Origin of the sequence: Ensifer sp. YR511 (assembly GCF_900103045.1) — a bacterium.
Lineage (GTDB): Bacteria > Pseudomonadota > Alphaproteobacteria > Rhizobiales > Rhizobiaceae > Ensifer > Ensifer adhaerens.
Genome location: NZ_FNGR01000001.1, coordinates 622,986 through 639,242, shown reverse-complemented (window position 1 = coordinate 639,242; position 16,257 = coordinate 622,986). Strand labels below are relative to the sequence as shown.

General features: G+C 63.3%; 16 protein-coding genes and 2 pseudogenes. 8 read left to right on the top strand and 10 right to left on the bottom strand.

Annotated features, from left to right (window positions below; genetic code table 11):
* Positions 1–6 precede the first annotated feature (6 nt).
* Both BLU15_RS03230 and BLU15_RS03225 read right to left on the bottom strand, forming a co-directional pair.
* On the bottom strand, positions 7–1,017 hold the full coding sequence (locus BLU15_RS03230; protein ID WP_090294283.1) for an NAD-dependent epimerase/dehydratase family protein: 1,011 nt from the start codon (positions 1,015–1,017) through the stop codon (positions 7–9).
* A gap of 24 nt (positions 1,018–1,041) precedes the next feature.
* The gene (locus BLU15_RS03225) at positions 1,042–1,653 is read right to left on the bottom strand and encodes a class I SAM-dependent methyltransferase (protein WP_090294282.1); all 612 of its coding nucleotides are present in this window, start codon (positions 1,651–1,653) and stop codon (positions 1,042–1,044) included.
* A 116-nt stretch (positions 1,654–1,769) separates the two neighbouring features.
* On the opposite strand from BLU15_RS03225, the gene BLU15_RS03220 reads away from it, so the two are divergent.
* Positions 1,770–2,396, top strand: a complete 627-nt coding sequence (locus BLU15_RS03220; protein WP_090294281.1) for a TetR/AcrR family transcriptional regulator — start codon at positions 1,770–1,772, stop codon at positions 2,394–2,396.
* 398 nt (positions 2,397–2,794) lie between these two features.
* Entirely contained in the window at positions 2,795–3,163 is a 369-nt protein-coding gene (locus BLU15_RS03215) for a hypothetical protein (protein ID WP_090294279.1), read from the top strand.
* Positions 3,164–3,209: 46 nt separating this feature from the next.
* Here the strand turns inward: BLU15_RS03215 and BLU15_RS03210 are convergent, their stop codons facing one another.
* Positions 3,210–4,583 (bottom strand): MATE family efflux transporter, encoded by a 1,374-nt coding sequence (locus BLU15_RS03210; protein ID WP_210187428.1) that lies wholly within the window; start codon positions 4,581–4,583, stop codon positions 3,210–3,212.
* Between the two features lie 524 nt (positions 4,584–5,107).
* Between BLU15_RS03210 and BLU15_RS03205 the strand changes: the two genes are divergently transcribed.
* From BLU15_RS03205 to BLU15_RS03195, 3 genes are all read left to right on the top strand, one after another.
* A complete protein-coding gene (locus BLU15_RS03205) occupies positions 5,108–6,886 on the top strand; it encodes an acetolactate synthase 3 large subunit (protein ID WP_034792684.1) in 1,779 nt (592 codons plus the stop codon).
* 22 nt (positions 6,887–6,908) lie between these two features.
* Positions 6,909–7,481 (top strand): acetolactate synthase small subunit, encoded by a 573-nt coding sequence (gene ilvN, locus BLU15_RS03200; protein WP_034792687.1) that lies wholly within the window; start codon positions 6,909–6,911, stop codon positions 7,479–7,481.
* A gap of 449 nt (positions 7,482–7,930) precedes the next feature.
* Positions 7,931–8,962, top strand: coding sequence for an NADP-dependent oxidoreductase (locus tag BLU15_RS03195; protein ID WP_244546699.1), 1,032 nt, complete (start codon positions 7,931–7,933; stop codon positions 8,960–8,962).
* A 173-nt stretch (positions 8,963–9,135) separates the two neighbouring features.
* Here the strand turns inward: BLU15_RS03195 and BLU15_RS03190 are convergent, their stop codons facing one another.
* Positions 9,136–9,828 (bottom strand): substrate binding domain-containing protein, encoded by a 693-nt coding sequence (locus tag BLU15_RS03190; RefSeq protein WP_244546707.1) that lies wholly within the window; start codon positions 9,826–9,828, stop codon positions 9,136–9,138.
* A 63-nt stretch (positions 9,829–9,891) separates the two neighbouring features.
* A pseudogene (locus BLU15_RS39955) lies at positions 9,892–10,032 on the bottom strand (LysR family transcriptional regulator); the annotation flags it as partial.
* A 94-nt stretch (positions 10,033–10,126) separates the two neighbouring features.
* Here BLU15_RS39955 and BLU15_RS03185 point away from each other — a divergent pair.
* Positions 10,127–10,876 (top strand): glucose 1-dehydrogenase, encoded by a 750-nt coding sequence (locus BLU15_RS03185; protein ID WP_090294274.1) that lies wholly within the window; start codon positions 10,127–10,129, stop codon positions 10,874–10,876.
* Between the two features lie 133 nt (positions 10,877–11,009).
* On the opposite strand, the gene BLU15_RS03180 is transcribed toward BLU15_RS03185, so the two are convergent.
* A complete protein-coding gene (locus tag BLU15_RS03180) occupies positions 11,010–11,855 on the bottom strand; it encodes an aldo/keto reductase (protein WP_090294459.1) in 846 nt (281 codons plus the stop codon).
* Positions 11,856–12,026: 171 nt separating this feature from the next.
* Entirely contained in the window at positions 12,027–12,935 is a 909-nt protein-coding gene (locus BLU15_RS03175) for a LysR family transcriptional regulator (RefSeq protein WP_090294273.1), read from the bottom strand.
* Positions 12,936–13,057: 122 nt separating this feature from the next.
* Here BLU15_RS03175 and BLU15_RS03170 point away from each other — a divergent pair, with 122 nt between their 5' ends.
* Positions 13,058–13,960, top strand: a complete 903-nt coding sequence (locus BLU15_RS03170; RefSeq protein ID WP_210187430.1) for an MBL fold metallo-hydrolase — start codon at positions 13,058–13,060, stop codon at positions 13,958–13,960.
* 87 nt (positions 13,961–14,047) lie between these two features.
* Here the strand turns inward: BLU15_RS03170 and BLU15_RS03165 are convergent, their stop codons facing one another.
* Positions 14,048–14,287: a hypothetical protein gene (locus BLU15_RS03165; RefSeq protein ID WP_127889203.1), complete on the bottom strand. Its 240-nt coding sequence runs from the start codon at positions 14,285–14,287 to the stop codon at positions 14,048–14,050.
* A gap of 543 nt (positions 14,288–14,830) precedes the next feature.
* On the opposite strand from BLU15_RS03165, the gene BLU15_RS03160 reads away from it, so the two are divergent.
* A complete protein-coding gene (locus BLU15_RS03160; protein WP_090294271.1) occupies positions 14,831–15,424 on the top strand; it encodes a LysE family translocator in 594 nt (197 codons plus the stop codon).
* Here BLU15_RS03160 and BLU15_RS03155 read toward each other — a convergent pair.
* Both BLU15_RS03155 and BLU15_RS03150 read right to left on the bottom strand, forming a co-directional pair.
* On the bottom strand, positions 15,416–15,892 hold the full coding sequence (locus tag BLU15_RS03155; protein ID WP_090294456.1) for a DUF2269 family protein: 477 nt from the start codon (positions 15,890–15,892) through the stop codon (positions 15,416–15,418). The genes BLU15_RS03160 and BLU15_RS03155 overlap by 9 nt on opposite strands.
* A gap of 2 nt (positions 15,893–15,894) precedes the next feature.
* Positions 15,895–16,041: pseudogene (locus BLU15_RS03150) on the bottom strand (DoxX-like family protein); the annotation flags it as partial.
* Positions 16,042–16,257: the final 216 nt, after the last annotated feature.

The window sequence follows — 16,257 nt, the reverse complement described above, 5'->3', positions numbered from 1 at the left end:
CTGAAATCAGCGCCCGCCGGCCGCAATCAGGCTGCGGGCGCAGTCGAGGATGGTGGCGTTCACCGGCCTCGGCGCAAAGCCAAGCAGGCGCCGGGCTTTGTCGGATGACAGCGCAAACTTGCGACCGAGCAGCGGGGCCAGCGGCTTCAAATCGGCGCTGAGCGGGGCCAGCAGCCGCACGAGCGCGGTCGGCAGCCGTCGCGTCGGCACCTTGCAGCCATCGACGCCGAGGCCCAGGCGCAGCGTGGCGGCGATCTCCTCCATCCATTGGAAGTCGCCGGCGGCGAGAAAGCGTTCGCCTGCGGCCTCAGGCGCGGTCATGGCGGTGACGTGCAGGTCGGCGAGATCGCGTACGTCCACCACCCAGAAACCGAGGCGCGGCAGGAACCGCGGCCGGCCGCCAACGAGGTCCCCGATGATCTTCACCGAGCCGAGATTTTCGCTCGAAAGCACGGGACCGAAGACGGCGCCGGGCAGCACCGTGGCGAACTCCGTTGCCTTGCCCTCCATGAACTTCCAGGCGGCACGTTCGGCGAGGATCTTGGAGACCCGGTAATTGTCGAATTGCGGGTCGTCGGGGTCGGCCCAGCGCGTCTCGTCGCTAGCAAGGCCTGAGTCCAGCGGCGGCCGGGTCGTGGCGGCCGCCGAAGTCATCACCACACGCCGGACGCCGGCATCGACGGCGGCGGAAAGCACCCGCAGCGTGCCTTCGCGAGCCGGCGTAACATAGGCGTCGCGACCGCCGCCGGGAATGCCGCCGAGCGGCGACGCGACGTGCAGGACATAGGTGCAGCCCTCCATCGCCTCGGCCCAGCCGTCATCTCCGGTCAGATCGGCCCTGGCGAAGGACAGTCGGTCTGTCGCGTCGCTGACGGCGGCGATCGAGCGCCTGACGGCGTCGGCCTTTGCGAGATCGCGCAAGGTGGCGCGAACGTGGTATCCGCCTTCGAGCAGAGAGACGATGCACCAGCGGGCGACGAAGCCGGTGCCGCCGGTGACAAGAACACATTCATTCATCGGTTTTCATCTTCTTTCGTTGCGTCAGTCGCAGGTCCTGTGCATGGCCGCGAAGGGCTTGCGCCGGCTGATCCGGTAGACGGAGGCGGGCGGGAAGTTTCTGATGGTGCCGCCGATGCGCCGGGCGCGAAGGCCGAGCCGGTCGAGCAGCGGCCGCGGGATGGGGCAACGCGGACCGTAGGTGAACTGGTAGAGGTGGCCACCCGGCCGCATGTGCAGGAAAATACCGGAAAGGATTGCCATAACCTTGCGGGTGGGCATGGAGAGCAACGGCAGGCCGCTGACCGCAGCGCCGATGCCTGCGGGAATTTCGGAATGACCATCGGCAAGCCGCGCCGCGTCGATCGAAAGAATGGTGGAGGCCGGGAAACGCGCCTTCAGGACGGCAGCAAAGTCAGGGCCGGATTCGACCAGCACAAGGTCTTCCTCGCGCACGCCCCGCTCGATCAACGCGCGCGTGAAGACACCGGTGCCGGGACCGAGTTCGAGCACCGGGCCATAGCGAGGGTCGATCTCGCGCGTGATCAACCGGGCAAGCGACCGGGAGGACGGCGTGACCGAGGCGACGCGCAGTGGATCTGCGAGCCAGGAGCGGAAGAAATGCAGGCTGTCGCCATAGGCGCAAATGCTGGTCACGTGAGGCTCCGTGGATGGAATGAAGGCTGTCTTGCAAGGCGCGTTGCAGCGGCAAGTCTACGTCTGTATACTTCCGATTCATGATCATGTCTACAGGTGTATACTAAGGAGGGGCCATGCCTGCCAAAAAGGGGGCTGCTGAAAAAGGGGGCGCAGAAAAGCGGCCTGCCGAAAAGGACGGGCGCCGCCGCGACGCGAACGCCACGCGCGCCGCAATTCTTGAGTCCGCACGCTCCGCCTTCATCGCCTCGGGATATGAAGGCGCCGGTGTGCGCGAGATCGCTGAAGGGGCCGGGGTTACGGCGATGCTGATCAACCGCTATTTCGGTTCAAAGGAGGGGCTCTTTGCCGAAGTGCTTTCGACCGCCAACCAACGGCCGATCATCGCCACGCCGGAGACGCTCAGCGCACCGGACCGGGCAGCGCGCATCGCAAGCGCGCTTTTGAAGGTGACGGAGCCGGAGGCAACCGCGCTCGACGGCTTCCTCATCATGCTCCGCTCAATCTCCAACGAGCGCGCGGTCGATATCGCGCGACAGGTGGTCGAAAGCCACCACCAGAAGAACGTCACGGAGGCGCTTTCAGGCGCGGATGCAGGTCAGCGCGCGGCGCTGCTGATGTCGCTTGTCGCCGGCGTGCAGATCATGCGCCAGGTGGTGGGGCTGGAAGCGCTGAACAAGGGGCATGACGCCGAGCTCGAGCGCCTGCTCGGTGATCTCGTCGCCAGGCTTGTCGATGAGTAGGGGGGTGCCTCCGTGCGCTCCGGCAGGGATCGCAGGCCTCTCACGGAGGCAGGCTTGGAGCGCGGGGGTCTATTTTGGGGCGTTCATATCGAACACGACCCAACGGAAGAACAGGTAGATCGCGCCGAAACTGAGGAGGAGAGGTGTGAGCACGGAAAGGTCAAGCATCTCATTGCCTTTGTTTTTAAGCTGCATCATGCAGCCAAGCTAATTTGCCACGTCAAGTGTTAATGGCCGGTGCATGCGGACGCGGCCGACCTCCAAAATTGCTCTGGTATCTGCCGCTTGACCTCAACCAAGCTTGAGCTCTTACAAACCTCTCCATCGGCGTTGGGCCGAACGCCATCTTCGGCCCGGATCCGGCCCGAGGAGCCAGCGATACGCGACATGGAGGATGCATGACCGAGCAACTGCTTTTCCGAAACCTGATGAGGATTACTCCCGGCCATCTCGAACCGTTCCGCGAGGCGGTGCGCAGCGCGATCGCCTTCGTCGAAGAGCATGCGCCGCAGTTGATGGTGCGGACGTTCATCGACGAGAAAGAGATGCAGGCGGTGAGCATCCAGCTCTACCGCAATTCTGAGGACGTGCTCCGGCACTGGCAAATGTCGGATGCACACATCAACGACGTCTCCGCCCACTGCACGGTGGAGCGGCTCGAGGTCTATGGCAATCCGAGCAAAGAGGTGGCCGCGGGGCTGGCGCCGTTCATCAACGATGGCCGCGGTTCCATCATGCCGTCGCTTGTCGGGTTCTCGCGGTTCTAGCGACACGGACTGCGACGCGCCGGAGAGCCGGCGCGTCGCGCGCAGATCAGCCTGACGGAGCCGTTGCGGGTCGTTGCCGCGAGGCCTGCCACAACACCAGCAGCGCGACCGCGAGAAGCAGCGCGTCTGCAGTCGGCATGGCGAACCAGATGCCGGGTTCGCCAAAGGTCGACGCGTAGAGTGCGACCAGCGGCATGGTGCAGAGATAGGGCCTGGCAAGCCCCAGGATCGCCGCCCGGCGCGCATCGCCGATCGCCTGGAAATAGCTGCCGAGCATGATCAGCGGTCCGGAGAAGACGTACATCGCGACCATCACCGGCATGATGCGCGCGACGTCGGCGATGACCGCATCGTTGTCGACGAAGGTCGCGCCAATCGGCCTGGCAAAGCCGAGGAGCAGCACCTCGACGGCGAGGCAGTAGAAGAACGCCACAAGCATGCCAAGCCGCAGCATCCTTTCTGCCCGGTCCGCGAGGCCGGCGCCGACATTGTTGCCGACGATCGCCTGCATCGCCTGGCTCAGGCCCAAGAGCGGCAGCAGCGCGAAGGTCATGATGCGGGTGATGATGCCGTAGGCGGCGACCGTGGTGGCGTAGTTTTCGGCCGCCGTCTTCTGCAGCGCCGCCATGATCGTCACCGACACCAGCGCCATGCCGATGAAGCCGAGGCTCTGGGGGCTGCCCAGCGCGATCATGCGGCTCCATCCCGTCAGCGGATTATGCCGGAGGAGGGCGGAGAGCCGCAGTTCCGTGCGTCCGAACAGGCGGAAGAGGGCGATGAGGCCGAGCGCGAGGAGTTGCGCCAGCACGGTGCCGGTCGCGGACCCCGCGACACCCATGTCCAGCAGCGCGATCAGCACATAATTGAGGGCAAGGTTTGCGAGCGAGACCAGCAGGCTGAGGCCGGCCATCAGCCCGGCGCGTCCCTCGCATCGGAGCGCATCCGATTGCACTGCCAGCAGGAACTGGACGGGCGCGCCAAAGATGATGATCGCGATATAGCGCTCGGCCATGCTGGCGAGCGGCCCCGGACCATTGGTGAGCGTCAGCACCAGGCGGTCGCCTAAGGCTGCGAACAGCGCGATCAGTGCAACAGCGATCGTCAGCGCCAGCATGTGGGCGCCGGCGAAGACGCCGCGGGCTTCAGCAAAGCGGCCGGCGCCGAGATGGCGGGCAAGCAGGCTCGCCATGCCGCTGACGACGAGGGTGGCCAGCGCCACGGTGAGAATGAAGATCGGAAACACCGTGGTCACGGCGCCGACGGCTTCGGCGCCGACATAGATGCCGAGCATGATGGCATCGGCCACCGTCAACAGCCCGTTCATGCCCATGACGAAGATGATCGGCAGCGCCGTTTTCAAGAAGATCGCGCCGAGCGGCGCGGTCAAGTAGGCATTCGGCTTGGAGGTGTCCTTGGACATCCCGCACTCCTGTTCTCGCATTTCGATTGGGAAGAGGAGGGGCTCGCATTGCCTGCCACACGAAATGCGATCGGGGCGAGAGGATATCGTCAGAAGTCAGATTTCACCGAGACTGGAAGCCTGCGAGCGGCGGGGATCTGAAGCCCGGAAAGGGAGGTAGCGCCAAGCCGCATCGCCGTCAAGCCGGGGGACGATGACCCTTGCGCGTCATGAGACAAGCGGTGCCTTGCCGTAGTCGCTATGGGCCTGTTCGCGCAGCTTTCTCGGACGGTTTGCGCAACAATGTTCCGAGAAAGCGCCGGATCGTGTAACGAAAAGCCGTTGACGCCTCAGGCATTTGTGTTTATCAACTCGGCCCATGAAAAATTTTGCGGTTATTCTTGTGGTGGGACGGCGCATGGGCAGGATGGTGTAACCATCCGGCGGTAGCCACCCATGCGCTGAACGAGGCTCCTGACGGGGCCTTTTTTTATGCCTTCAAACAAGCTAAGCACCCAACTGGGAAAAGGGACGGAAGCAAGTCAATGAGCGGTACAGAAAACCAGATGACAGGCGCGGAGATCGTTCTCCAGGCACTGAAGGACAATGGCGTCGAGCATATCTTCGGCTATCCCGGTGGCGCCGTGCTTCCGATCTACGACGAAATCCACCAGCAGGACGATATCCAGCACATCCTCGTTCGCCACGAGCAGGGCGCCGGCCACATGGCCGAAGGCTATGCCCGCTCCACCGGCAAGGTCGGCGTCATGCTGGTCACCTCCGGCCCAGGTGCTACCAATGCGGTGACGCCGCTGCAGGACGCGCTGATGGATTCGATCCCGCTCGTCTGCATCTCCGGCCAGGTTCCGACCTCGCTGATCGGCTCCGACGCATTCCAGGAATGCGACACGATCGGCATCACCCGGCCGTGCACCAAGCACAACTGGCTGGTTCGCGACGTCAACGATCTCGCCCGCATCATCCATGAGGCCTTCCGCGTCGCTCAGTCCGGCCGTCCGGGTCCTGTCGTTGTCGATATCCCGAAGGACGTCCAGTTTGCGACCGGCACCTACACGCCGCCGTCTGCCGTCCCGACCCAGAAGAGCTACCAGCCGAAGAAGCAGGGCGATCTGAAGAAGATCGAGGAAGCGGTCGAACTGATGCGCAATGCGCGCCAGCCGATCATCTATTCCGGCGGCGGCGTCATCAATTCCGGCCCCGAAGCCTCGCATCTGCTGCGCGAATTGGTCGAGCTCACCGGTTTCCCGATCACCTCGACGCTGATGGGGCTTGGCGCCTATCCGGCCTCCGGCAAGGCCTGGCTCGGCATGCTCGGCATGCACGGCACCTATGAGGCCAACATGGCGATGCATGACTGCGACGTCATGATCTGCATCGGCGCCCGCTTCGACGACCGCATCACCGGCCGCCTCAACGCGTTCTCGCCGAACTCCAAGAAGATCCACATCGACATCGACCCGTCGTCGATCAACAAGAACGTCCGCGTCGACGTGCCGATCCTCGGCGATGTCGGCACGGTTCTGGAAGACATGGTTCGCCTCTGGCGCGCCGCTTCCAAGTCGACCGACAAGGCACGTCTCTCGGACTGGTGGGAGATGATCACCAAGTGGCGCGCCCGCAATTCGCTCGCCTATGCGCCGAACGACGACGTCATCATGCCGCAATATGCGATTCAGCGGCTCTATGAGCTGAGCAAGGACCGCGACACCTACATCACCACGGAAGTCGGCCAGCATCAGATGTGGGCAGCCCAGTTCTTCGGCTTTGAACAGCCGAACCGCTGGATGACCTCGGGCGGCCTCGGCACCATGGGCTACGGCTTCCCGGCGGCGATCGGCGTGCAGGTCGCGCATCCGAACAGCCTCGTCGTCGACATCGCCGGTGACGCCTCGATCCAGATGTGCATCCAGGAAATGTCCTGCGCGGTCCAGTACGGCCTGCCGGTCAAGATCTTCATCCTCAACAACCAGTACATGGGCATGGTGCGCCAGTGGCAGCAGCTGCTTCACGGCAACCGCCTGTCGCATTCCTACACCGAAGCGATGCCTGACTTCGTCAAGCTGGCGGAAGCCTATGGCGGCGTCGGCATCCGTTGCGACAAGCCGAGCGAGCTCGATGCAGCGATCCGCAAGATGATCGACACGCCGGCGCCGGTTATCTTCGATTGCCGCGTCGCCAACCTCGCCAACTGCTTCCCGATGATCCCCTCGGGCAAGGCCCACAACGAGATGCTGTTGCCCGACGAAGCCACGGACGAAGCGGTCGCCAACGCGATCGACGCCAAGGGCCGTCAGCTGGTCTGAGATAGGTAGAGGAACCACTCACATGAACGCACACCTTCAACCGACCGGCTCCGCCTACTTCATCGCCAAGGAGACCGAAGTCGCCGAAACCCACACGCTTTCGGTTCTCGTCGACAACGAACCGGGCGTCCTTGCCCGCGTCATCGGCCTGTTCTCCGGCCGCGGCTACAACATCGAGAGCCTCACGGTTTCGGAAACGGAACACGAGGCGCACCTGTCGCGCATCACCATCGTGACGCGCGGCACGCCGCACGTGCTCGACCAGATCAAGAACCAGCTGGAACGGCTGGTTCCGGTCCACCGCGTCGTCGACCTGACCGTGCGCGCCGCCAGCCTGGGCCACGACCGGCCGATCGAGCGCGAACTGGCGCTCGTCAAGGTACACGGCTCGGGCGACCACCGCGTCGAGGCTCTGCGCCTTGCCGACGCCTTCCGCGCCTCGGTCATCGACGCCAACATCGATCACTTCGTCTTCGAAATCACCGGCAAGCCGTCGAAGATCGAGCAGTTCATCGCCATCATGAAGCCGCTCGGCCTCATCGAGGTCTGCCGCACCGGCATCGCAGCGATGAACCGCGGCCCGCAGGGCATGTGATTTTGCCGAGGTGAGGGGGCTCGCGTGCATTCTTGCGCGCGAGATTTTCCGAGCGGAATTGCTCCTCGTACTTTGTGCGGAGGCTGCCCCTCACCCCAGCCCTCTCCCCGCAGGCGGGAGAGGGGGCGCTCGCACCGAGCGAGCCGTTTCTTTTCTCCTTCATGATGACCGTCCATCAAAGGCACGCTTCTGCTGAAGATGCTAAGCGCTCGCGACTCAAGGGAACCGGGCGCCCGCTGCACGTTTCCTTCTCCCCGCTTGCGGGGAGAAGGTGGCCGGCAGGCAGGATGAGGGGCCGCCGCAGTTGCAGCCGAAACCTCCCGGCCGGCCGGATGATCGGTGCACGCGCTTGCGACCGAAGCCGCCAGACGTCACGCGCGTGGTTGACTTCGCACGGCATTTCTCGCCGAGTATTCCCTCAGAAGATTTCTCACGATCGCAGGTACCCGATGAATTCTACCAAGATGAAGGCCTTGGTCCTTACGAGATATCGTGGTTCCGATGCCGCGGAGTTGCGCGACGTGCGGCGCCCACGCGCAGCGCGCGGCGAGGTGCTTGTCCGAGTGCATGCCGCCGGCCTCAATCCGGTCGACTACAAGACGCGCGACGGCATGCTGAAAGTCGTCCAGCGCTATCCCTTGCCTGTCGTCATGGGCAACGAACTCTCAGGCGTCGTCGAGGAACTGGGAGAAGGCGTCGCGTCGTTTGCGCCGGGCGACCGGGTCTTTGCGCGCATGCCCAAAGACACCATGGGGGGCCTTGCTGAGTATGCCGTCGTGCCCGAACAATTCCTGGCGAAGATGCCTGCATCGATCGACTTCAACACGGCAGCCGGCGTGCCGCTTGCCGGCCTTACCGCCTTGCAGGCGCTGCGCGACGAGCTTCATGTGGGGCGGGGCAGCCGGATCTTCATCCCCGGTGGCGCCGGCGGTGTCGGCACTTTCGCCATTCAGCTGGCGAAATGGCTGGGCGCGGAGGTCACGACGACCGCATCGCCCCGCGGCCGCGCGCTCGTCGAGGCGCTCGGCGCCGACGTGGTGATCGACTACACGAAGGAGCGCTTCGAGGAGCGCTTGCGCGACATGGACGGCGCCTTCGATCTGCTGGGCGGCGAGACGCTCCTAAAATCCTTCGGCGTCGTCAAGCGCGGCGGCAAGGTGGTTTCCATCGCCGGCATGCCCGAGCCCGAAACCGCGCGAAAGGATCTCGGCCGCGGTCTGTTCTTGAGGGCGCTGTTCTGGCTTGCGTCCTATAAGATACGCGCCGTCGCCCGGAAACACGGAGTCTCCTACCGCTACCTCTTCATGCATCCTGATGGTGCCGAGCTTGCCGAACTCGCAGGCCTCATCGACGCCGGGACGGTCAGGCCGGTGATCGACCGCGTGTTTGCACTGAACAATGTCGCCGAAGCCTTCGCCTATCTGGAATCCGGCCGCGCCAAGGGCAAGGTGGTGGTGGAGATTGCGGGCGTCACTGCGTGATCGACGCTTGCGGTGGCGGTTCTTTGCGATAAACCGCAGCGTGCAGAAGGCCGACGTTTCGTGAGGATGGTCCCTCACTCCCTTTCTCTCAGGGACGGGCAGGTTGCCAACGGCCTATCGGAGCGAGTGAATGCGTATTTCCATTTCACCGCAAGTCCGCTGGCCTTAGGCCGTCACAGACCTGGTATGCTCTTGGTTTGGTCGGCGATGAAATCGCAAAATCGCCGAACGCGAAGCGGTATCATCGAGCCGAAGGCGTGCACCACGTTGAGAGGCTGCGGCGGCAGGTCCAGTTCAGTGGAGATATCGATCAGCCGGCCGTCGTTCAACTCGTCCTGAACCACACACTTCATGAGCAGTGCCGCCCCCAGACCGTGGAGTGCCGCTGCCCGCAGTGCCTGCCCGGTATCGCAATCCACGCGGCCCTGCGGTGAAAACTGCTTGCCGCCCGCAAAGACCATCGGGCTCGGATGACCACGCACGATGTACCGGGCGAAGGGAAGAGCCGACGCCTCGTCTGCTGAACGCGGCTTGCCGTGTTTCTCGAGGTAAGCCGGAGACGCGACGATCACCATGTTGACATTCGCTAGCTTTCGTACGCGCAGTTCGCCTTGGCCACTGCCGCCCACGCGGAAGGCCACGTCGTAATCCTCCCGGATCAAATCAACTTGCCGGTCTGCGAGCCCCACCTCCAGCTTGATGGCGGGAAAGGCCGATGCGAAATCTCGAAATATCGGGGTCAAGAAGTAGCGGGCAAGGTCGCTTGGCATGCTGAACCGAATTCTGCCGGCGAGCGTGTCCTCACGGCTGGCGACCTCGTCCGACGTATCAAGCTGGCGCAGGAGAGGAGCAACCTTGTCGAACAAGGATTGCCCTTCGAAGGTTAGAACCAATGCTCGCGTTGACCTCAGAAACAGGCGGGCCCTGACCAAGGTCTCCAACCTTCCGACGCTCCTCGAGACGGCAGACGGCGATGTCCTCAGGATCTTGGCCGCAGCGCTGAACGAACCGCTCTCCACGGTCCTGACGAACGCGATCAAGCCAGGCGTCTCGTTCAGCAGATTGGGCATCTACACCTCGCAGGCACATGTCATGTGCTCATGAACCCGCTAATGCGCCGTCCAAGGCATCTCTATCTCCATGACACCTAACATGGAGACGAAAATGAAGACACTTCAAGGAAAGGTCGCCGTCATTACTGGCGGCAACAGCGGCATCGGAAAGGCGACCGCCAAGCTCTTTGCCGAAGAAGGCGCCCAGGTCATCATCACGGCTCGACGCCAGGACCTTCTAGATCAAGCCGTTCAGGAAATCGGCTTCGGCGCGATCGGCATCCAGGGTGACGTGGCTGATCTCGCCCATCATCGGGCGGTCGCGGGCACAGTTGCGGAACGATTTGGCGCGGTCGATATCTACCTTGCCAACGCGGGCGTGATCGACCTCAAACCGACCGACGCAATCTCCGAAGAAGCCTATGACCGGCATTTTTCCATCAACACCAAGGGCGTCTTCTTCGGCGTTCAAGCCATCGCTCCCATCATGAACGAGGGCGGGAGCATCATCATCACCAGTTCGCTGGCGGCGACCAAGGTTCTCCCGAACCATAGCGTCTATGCCGGTTCCAAAGCTGCCGCAGCGGCGTTCGCGCGCAACTGGGCGATCGAGTTCAAGTCGCGCCGCATTCGCGTGAATGTTCTCAGCCCGGGGCCGACGGACACGGAGATCCTTGGAAAGCTCGGAATTTCCGAGGCTGAACGCGGACCCTTTATCGAGCACATGGCCGAGACGATCCCGGCTGGACGGCTGGGCACGTCCGGGGAGCTTGCCAGTGCGGCACTCTTCCTCGCTTCGGATGCCGGTCGCTTCGTCAACGGCATCGAACTCCACGTCGACGGCGGAATGTTGCTTGTCTGACGGATAGCGGATGTCGCCGAACAGCAGCGAGGGCGTTTGATTGAACCGTCATCGATGTTGCACCGACTGCGCGTCCGGCGCGCAGTCGGGCCGAGCGGCTGAGGGCGCGGTCAACGTTATCGCGAGGCTTCTCTCAAATCATCTCCAGCGACCGCTTGCGCTTCGGCGGCGGGAAGGCGTGGTCGAGGGCGGCGAGGTCTTCGGCGGTCAGGTGGATGTCCATTGCGTCGCGGTTTTCGCGGAGGCGGTCGGCCGAACCGGTCTTGGGGATCGAGATGACGCCGGGGCGGGTCTTGAGGAAGGCAAGGGCGATCTGGGAGGGCGTCGCCTGATGCGCCTTGGCGATGTGAATGAGATCGGGGTGGCGCAAGAGCCGACCCTCGTCGAGCGGAGAATAGGCCATGATGGCGATGCCTTGGCTCTGGCACCAGGGCAAAAGGTCGTATTCGATGCCGCGGCGTGACAGGTTGTAGAGCACCTGGTTGACGGCGACGTTTTTGCCATCCGGCACGTCCAGCAGCTCCTCCATGTCGTCGACATCGAAGTTCGAGACGCCCCAGGCGCCGATCTTGCCTGATTTCTTCAACGCCTCGAAGGCGGCAACCGTTTCCGCCAGCGGGTAGCCGCCGCGCCAGTGCAGGAGGTAGAGATCGATATGGTCGACGCCGAGATGCTTCAGGCTGCGCGCGCAGGCGGCCTCGGTGCCAATGCGGCTGGCGTTGGACGGCAGCACCTTGCTGACGATGAAGGCCTCGTCGCGGCGCCCGCGCACCGCTTCGCCGACCACGCGCTCCGAGGCGCCGTTGCCATACATTTCGGCCGTGTCGATCAGCGTCAGGCCGAGATCGAGGCCGAGCTGCAGGCTCTTCACCTCATCGGTCTTGCGTGCTGCGCTGTCGCCCATGCGCCAGGTGCCTTGGCCGAGAACCGGGATCGAGCGGCCGTCGGGAAGTGTCGTCGTCGGGATCGGATCGTGCATGCTTTTCTCCTCGCGGCCGAAATTGCCCACAGCGGCCGCAGCTTTCAAGATGCGCCTCTCACGCTGTAGCACTTTGACGTGCGCCCTGTTGCTATCCGTAAAAGCGGAAACGCTTTCAGGAAATCGGCGGGTAGCGGGCAATCTAGCGCATCCCGCCGGTCTTTCGAGCCTTCATCCGGCAAGCCGCCCGCGCTCCTTTTCCATGCGCTGCAGGATCTCGACGAAGGCGCGCACGCGCGCCGGGCGGAAATGGGAGGGTGGATAGACGACATGGATACCACCCGAGGGCAGCGACCAGTCGGAAAGCAACCGCACCAGCCGGCCTTCGGCGATGTCGGTTCGCACCTGATAGTCCGGCAGCACGGCAAGCCCGATGCCGGCGACAGCGCAACAATGGGCGGAATCGGTGCTGTCGGCGGTCACCAGCGCCTTGCCGTGGATTGCCGCCCCGTTGCTGGAAGCATGCGTGAAGGTCCATTCCAGCGGCGCCTTCAGCGCGCCGTTGGCGATCCAGTCTGCCTCCATCAATTGATTGGGGTGCGTGATGTCCCCGAGCTTTGCGGCATAGGCGGGCGCTGCGACGAGGTGCTGCTGAAACGTGCCGATGCGTTTTGCCCGTTCGCTGGAATCCACCAGCCAGCCGGCGCGAATGGCGAGATCGAGGCGGTTCTCGATCATGTCGAGAACCGTGTCGTTGAAGTTCAGCTCCACCCGCATGGCGGGATAGGCCGCGAGATAGGCGGCGACGGCGTTGGTTACGACCTTGGCGCCATAGTCGAGCGGTGCCGTCAGGGTCAGCGTGCCGCTCGGGATCTCGGTTTCAGCCGAGACCGCGCCGACGGCTTCGTCCGCGTCGCGCAGGATCAGCGCGCAGCGCTCGTAGAAGCGCTGGCCGGTGGCGGTCGGGCTTAGCCGCCGGGTGGTGCGCACGAGCAGGGTGGTGCCCAGCTCCTTTTCGAGCTGGGCGACCTGATGGCTGACGGCGGCTTTGGCAAGCCCGAGCCGCTCGGCAGCCGCGGTGAAAGAGCCGCACTCGACCACGGCAACAAAATGCGAGAGGCGATTTAAATTTACAGTCATTCGAAATTCTTCGCGATTGTCTGAAGTTGTCAGACAGTCTGTTCGGACTGCCGGGCTTTTTCAAGAGCGCCCATGCCTTCATCCTGCCGGGCACGACAAAAGCCCAAGGAGACCCCATGCAGATCCAGACCCGGCGGACCGCACTCAAGACGTTAGCGGCGGCCGGCGCCGCCATCCTTATTCAGTCGATCGGTGGCCGTCTTGCCAATGCGGCCGCAGTGCTCGAATGGCGCTATTTCCAGGCGGATGATGCCGGCTTCAACCGTACACCGGTGCTGCTGACCGGAAAGAGCGAGGCGATCCTGATCGATGGCGGCTTCACGTTTTCCGACGGCCGGGCGGTGGCCGAGGCAATCAAGGCAACGGGCAAGCGGCTGACGACCATCTATGTCAGCTGCAACGATCCGGATTTCTATTTCAGCCTCAAGCCGATCGTCGAGGCCTTTCCGGATGCGAAGGTCATCGCCGCTTCGGCAACCGTCGAGGCGATCAAGGTCAATGTTGAAGGAAAGCTTGAAACCTGGGGGCCGCAGTTGAAGGACAATGGCCCGCAGACGCTCGCCGATGTGGTGATGCCAACGCCCGACGACCGCACCGCGTTGACGCTCGAAGGCAGCACGATCGAGATCGTCACGATCGAGGGGATGAAGGACCGGCGCTATCTCTTTGTGCCGGAACTGCAGGCGATTTTCGGTGGCGTGCTCGTCTATTCCGGCTCGCATGTCTGGGTGGCCGACGAGGCGACGGCGGAAGGGCGGCAGAAATGGATCGAGGCGCTCGATGCCATGGCGACGCGCAAGCCCGCGATCGTCGTGCCGGCGCACAAGAGCGCGGGCGGACCGGAGGGCGTCGAGGCCATCCGCTTCGCCCGCGATTATCTCGCAGCCTTCAACGAAGCGGCGGCCGCCGCCAAGGACAGCGGCGAGCTGATCGCAGCGATGACAAAGCGCTATCCGGATCTGCCCGGCGTCTCGACGCTCGAGCTCGGCGCCAAGGTCGCCAAGGGCGAGATGAAGTGGGGCTGAGGCCGCGTTCTTGCACAGGCCTGGCGGCGACCGGTCACATGAATGTACGGATGCTGAAAACGGTGCGCACCAAGACCAAGGACACTGTTACTTTAGGAGTTCAAAGGCGCGAACAAATCCCGGAAACGCATTGGTAGCGACGCCCGTCGCGTAGATTTCGGCTGTGCCGTCGCTGCTGCATGTGATGGCGATTGTGCCGTCGATTTGGAGAAATAGAGCGACGGCGCCACCGTCCCACGGCACCAGTTTCCAGTCCCTTCCACCTGTGACGAGGCGCATGACCTCCTGCTGCACCTTCTGACATTCGGTGAAGGATGGCGTTGTCATAGACTGCCTCTCCTCTGATCGCGCCATGGCTGGGGCCGTGAACACGAAAGTGGCGAGAGCGGCAATAATCGTCCTCCTCATTGTGGCCTCCTACCCACGTGTATGACAGCGAGAGTACACACACGGCTGAGGCTGGACAACGACGGGCTTGGGCGCGTTGTCATCGCATTGCCCCCCCATCAACCGAGGCCTCTCGGCAGGCCGCTCAATCGACCCGACTGGTCGCTTCCTTGCTCCGACCATCTACCGTTGAGCCGGAGCCCGAGAGGCGTGTAGGGACCCTGATGGCCTCAAGTAAGATTCCGCCAGGCCCATCCCACCGGGGCCCGGCACGACATAACGGGGTCTGAGGGACGCAGGGCCCAGGCGGATACCCTAGCGCTGCCCTAGGTCCAAAGTCGTACGAACGTTAAAGCCAAATTGCTGTATTATAACGGTTTTTTGGCAATTTATCGCCGAGGGGAAACTTGTCACCATGACAAGTTCGCGGCTGATGCCGGCTAATAGGTCAATTATGCTGACCCAATTGACCGGGAGGAAACCATGCAGGCCGATACGCTGCTGGCGCTGTTTTTGTTCGCATTCACCACTTCGATCACGCCGGGGCCGAACAACATGATGCTGTTCGCGTCGGGCGTGAATTTCGGTTTCGTGCGCACCATCCCGCATATGCTGGGCATCGGCGTCGGCTTCTTCCTGCTGCTCATCGCCGTCGGTTTCGGCCTCGGTGCGCTGCTCCATTCCGTGCCGGTCGTTTACACGGCGCTGAAGTTCGCAGGCGGTGCCTATCTCATCTGGATCGCCTGGAAGATCGGCACCTCGCGTTCGCTGTCCGAAGGCAAGGCCAGCACACAGCCGATGACCTTCATCGGGGCTGCCGCCTTCCAATGGGTCAATCCCAAGGCGTGGGTCATGGCGGTGTCAGCGATGGCGACCTATACCAGCAGCGAAAGCTACCTCTTCAGCGTGCTCGTCGTCGGCGTCGTCTTTGCGCTCGTCAACGTGCCGAGCGTTTCCACCTGGGCGGGCTTCGGTTCGGCGCTGCGCCAATGGCTCTCGGAACCCTCGCGGCTGAAATGGTTCAACATCACCATGGCGGTGCTTCTCGTCATCAGCCTCTGGCCGATGCTAAAATAGTGCGAATTGTGGTTTCATCAGCATCAGCCAGAAGATACCGGTGACGGCAAGGAAGGCCGGGAAGCCGCAGGCAAACCAGATGGCATAGAGCCGGTCGAACTCCGGCGGTAGAGGCGCACCGTTGGCCGTTGCAAGCCGGGCGAGATCGCGCAGCCGCAACTGGATCCAAACGACCGGCCGCCAGAAGAGGCCGGTGACGACATAGAGGATCAGCGACAGCGCGATCCATCCTTCCGTCAGCGACCAGCCGATGCTCGTCGCCAGCAGGTAACCGGTGATCGGCTGGAGCAGCACCGCTGTCGCGGTGAAGACCGTGTCGGCGACGACCACCGTTGCGGCGACGTGCGCGATCAGCCGGGCATCGCGCGTGCGCCTGGCCATCAGCATGAAGAAGGCGATACCAGCGCCGGTGCCGAAGAGCACCGCGGCACCGATCACATGGGCAAGGCGCAGCAGATCTTCGAGCATCATCAGCGTTCATCCAGTATGGTCAGCGTCGCCAGCGTGAGAAGCAGCGACGGCAGCACCTTGACGAGCGGCCCGAGCGGATCGGCCCAAAGTTGGGGTTCGACGAGGGTAGCGGAGGCGAGATAGGCGACCGACAGTGCGAGCATGCCTAGATGGCGGACGTGATACATTCGGAGCTGCGTGGCAAATGATCGCCGGCAGCGGTAGCCGGCTTACTCGGTGGCCTGGTACGAACCGCATCGGGCCAGACTTGTTATGGTGACAATTGCGGGTACCCGCGGGCGTTGAAATCGATTTCGAATCCGGGGTTTATGCGCTACGACTTTATGAGGAGGCAGCGCCATCTTTGTGCCTGTGATGGCACG

Bases quoted from the DNA above. Each gene is read 5' to 3' on its own strand.
- BLU15_RS03195 (WP_244546699.1), top strand. From the start codon at position 7,931: ATGAATTCTACCAAGATGAAGGCCTTGGTCCTTACGAGATATCGTGGT.
- BLU15_RS03185 (WP_090294274.1), top strand. From the start codon at position 10,127: ATGAAGACACTTCAAGGAAAGGTCGCCGTCATTACTGGCGGCAACAGC.
- BLU15_RS03220 (WP_090294281.1), top strand. From the start codon at position 1,770: ATGCCTGCCAAAAAGGGGGCTGCTGAAAAAGGGGGCGCAGAAAAGCGG.
- BLU15_RS03160 (WP_090294271.1), top strand. From the start codon at position 14,831: ATGCAGGCCGATACGCTGCTGGCGCTGTTTTTGTTCGCATTCACCACT.
- BLU15_RS03155 (WP_090294456.1), bottom strand. From the start codon at position 15,892: ATGCTCGAAGATCTGCTGCGCCTTGCCCATGTGATCGGTGCCGCGGTG.
- BLU15_RS03180 (WP_090294459.1), bottom strand. From the start codon at position 11,855: ATGCACGATCCGATCCCGACGACGACACTTCCCGACGGCCGCTCGATC.
- BLU15_RS03175 (WP_090294273.1), bottom strand. From the start codon at position 12,935: ATGACTGTAAATTTAAATCGCCTCTCGCATTTTGTTGCCGTGGTCGAG.
- BLU15_RS03210 (WP_210187428.1), bottom strand. From the start codon at position 4,583: ATGTCCAAGGACACCTCCAAGCCGAATGCCTACTTGACCGCGCCGCTC.
- BLU15_RS03205 (WP_034792684.1), top strand. From the start codon at position 5,108: ATGAGCGGTACAGAAAACCAGATGACAGGCGCGGAGATCGTTCTCCAG.
- ilvN (WP_034792687.1), top strand. From the start codon at position 6,909: ATGAACGCACACCTTCAACCGACCGGCTCCGCCTACTTCATCGCCAAG.
- BLU15_RS03230 (WP_090294283.1), bottom strand. From the start codon at position 1,017: ATGAATGAATGTGTTCTTGTCACCGGCGGCACCGGCTTCGTCGCCCGC.
- BLU15_RS03215 (WP_090294279.1), top strand. From the start codon at position 2,795: ATGACCGAGCAACTGCTTTTCCGAAACCTGATGAGGATTACTCCCGGC.
- BLU15_RS03165 (WP_127889203.1), bottom strand. From the start codon at position 14,287: ATGACAACGCCATCCTTCACCGAATGTCAGAAGGTGCAGCAGGAGGTC.